2 protein-coding genes are annotated in these 2,695 nt (G+C 39.9%); both read right to left on the bottom strand.

Annotated elements, in window-relative coordinates; all coding sequences use genetic code 11:
- Positions 1-16: 16 nt before the first annotated feature.
- Complete coding sequence (locus tag I3257_RS14015) at positions 17-2,014, bottom strand: LysM peptidoglycan-binding domain-containing protein (protein ID WP_238050156.1); 1,998 nt, start codon at positions 2,012-2,014, stop codon at positions 17-19.
- Positions 2,007-2,695, bottom strand: a 689-nt coding sequence (locus I3257_RS14010; RefSeq protein WP_238050155.1) for a DUF2345 domain-containing protein, incomplete at its 5' end; no start/stop codon positions are given. The genes I3257_RS14010 and I3257_RS14015, both read right to left, overlap by 8 nt.

Raw genomic sequence — 2,695 nt, 5'->3', positions numbered from 1 at the left:
TCATTGTCGTATTCTCTCAGAATATTAGGTCTCCGACAATCCCGGGGCGGTTCATACAGTTCTTAATATTATTAACACAAAGGGTAGAGGATACTGGCTTTTCAACAGTGCTAAACTTCTCACAATTCCCAAATGACTTATAATCTTCACCATCTGTCAAAAAATGCTTGATCGACTGTGCAATTTCAGACTTCATGACTATATCGTCACCATTTTTATCCATATTATTTCTTGAAAATTTTGCTACTCTCTCTTCTTTTCTAGTTTTAGTTTCATTAGGTAAGTCTAAGTCGGCAGAACTTTTTGCAAATACAACGTGTTCAGGTAATCCACTAGAAGCAGGAAATAGAACCTGAAGATAAAAGTCTATAAATTCAAGATCTTTATTTTTGATAGGTTTAAAGTATTTTTCAACAATATCTAAATACTCTAATACAGTCATATCAGCAAGTTGTTTAATTCTTCTTAGGGTTTTACCATCATCCCAATAATTATGAACGTTTTCAAAAATTGGTTGTTTACCCGTTAATCCTTTATAAGTATCGGGCATAATTTGAATGAGGCCTGTGCCGCCAGAGTTTCTTTTATTGGGAGCGCCCGTTTCAAATTTTTCTCCACTTTCCCAAGCAAACACAGCCATCAAGTTGTTCGCTGTTTCTAAGTAGTTGTTTGGCCATAAGTTTTGGCATATCTCAATAATTTTCAATCGTTCATCGCAATTAAATTTCTTTCCCCAAATCAAATTATGGACTTTACAAATACAAGCACCATTAGTTGTAATGATATCTTTTGGCGTACCGTCAGAACTATTACTTGGTTTTGTAGTCACGTTTATAGGACGATCTGTTCTACTGGATTGAGAAGAACTACCTGTGGATGAGGAATTAGCGCCATTAGTAGGAATTTTTAATTTTTGTCCTGGATGAATCGTATCAGTAAGCTTTAGACCATTAGTACGAGCTAAATCATTTGTATTGACACCATGCTTTTTAGCAATAGCGCTTAACGTATCGCCACTTTTCACAGTATAACCATCTGATGTAGATGAGGCGTTACTGTTTGAGTCAGTACCAGCCGTAGGCGCTCCTCCAGATGGCTTATCATTCTTACCACCGCTCATAGCGTCATTGATACCCTCTAAACCCTCTTGTGCCTTGTTACCTAACGCGCCTAAACCATCTTCTATACTTTCAAGCAGACTACCGAAAAGCCCATCTTCTTCATCAGAAGAGCTTGGGGACGTAGTTGGTCTAGGTTTAGCCGTTGATGTGGGGGAGGATTTAGGACTTGCATGAGATTGTGCTGAACCATTTCCACGAAGTTTAATTGTCTGACCCTCTTGCAACGTTGTTGGGTTCGTTATCCCATTCATACGTTGAAGCTCTCCTACTGACACGCCGCTTCTTTGTGAAATACCAGATAATGTCTCTCCTTTTCTCACTTTATACTGAGTCTGTGAGGTTAGTGAGTCAGGTCTCTCATTAGTTATACCCGTTAAGCTACTACCTTTTGGTGGCACTTTAATAAATTGACCTGTAACTATTTTATCAGGGTCTTTAATAGTCGACTTGTTGAGCTGCGCTAGTATCTGCCAAGTGGTGTCATGCATTTTAGCAATGGTGTATAGATCTTGACCTTTCTTAACTTCGTACTCATCTTTACCTGCCGCAACTTTATGGGTACTTCTTTTGTATGAGCCGCTAATTTCACTAAGTGCTTTGAGCTTGGCTAATTGAATATAAAAAGGTGCTTTTAGAGTGTATTTACCTTCTTTGGCAGGAACACTAATATAACTCTTAACCTTAATCATCTCTTTCGTCAACGGATGACGAATATGAACCACTAGTATAGTGCCAGGTGGTCGACTGATTGGTGTTCCAAGTCCTTGACTGTCAGATTTGCTGATACTAATAGGCGTTCCTGATTCTCTAACCTCATGATACAAATTAGGAAAAGGGTTGTTAAGAAGGTCAACAAATTTGAGTTGAAATACAATACTTTTGGTTTTACTCATCGTTGCTCTCCTGATAAGAGTCTTGGCCTAAAGAATCGTTTGACTCATTACTGTCATATTCATCAGACATTTCTGTCTCTTCATCCTCGTCAGGTTCAAACTCAACACCCCAATCCGTATCTTTAAAGCCCACTAGTATTTCAACCTCTTCTTCTTTATCGCTAATAACTGGCGCGGTACGCCCATGCTCATCGAGTATCCCTTCTATCAGCTGCCCATCAGGTCGTAGCATCTGAAACTCGATATCTTCAAAATTGTGCTGATAAAACAAATCATACACATCCAGCTTATTACTAAACAGTGGAATAGTCTCAGGCATCATTGGTAGTGAATAATTAGCCTTGGCTCCCGCAATCAACTCTTTCTTCACCGCCTGCACTTTAATCGTCCCCGGACATATCAGCTTAATCCCGCTGTCATCGATGGTAATCGAAGCACCAGCTGAGGTTTGCAGCTTAATGCGCTTAGGACTACTTATGTTAACCTGTCCCGACTCACTACCAATCGTCATACCTTGTTGACTGTGCAATTGCAACTCACTGCCTTGTGCTTGTATGGCAACAGGTTTGGTATTGGCACTAATATGTAATCCTGACAGATCGACTTGACCACCTACGCCTGAGAGTGAGTCAATCGTATTTGCCGTCAGCGTATAATTGCCTGCCACCACATCCGACTGAG

Origin of the sequence: Psychrobacter sp. Ps7 (genome assembly GCF_022129225.1) — a bacterium.
GTDB lineage: Bacteria > Pseudomonadota > Gammaproteobacteria > Pseudomonadales > Moraxellaceae > Psychrobacter > Psychrobacter immobilis_A.
The sequence above is the reverse complement of the archived record's forward strand: the minus strand, read 5'-3'. Positions and strand labels throughout refer to the sequence as shown.

Coding starts and splice junctions, on each gene's coding strand:
- I3257_RS14015 (WP_238050156.1), bottom strand. CDS start 2,014: ATGAGTAAAACCAAAAGTATTGTATTTCAACTCAAATTTGTTGACCTT.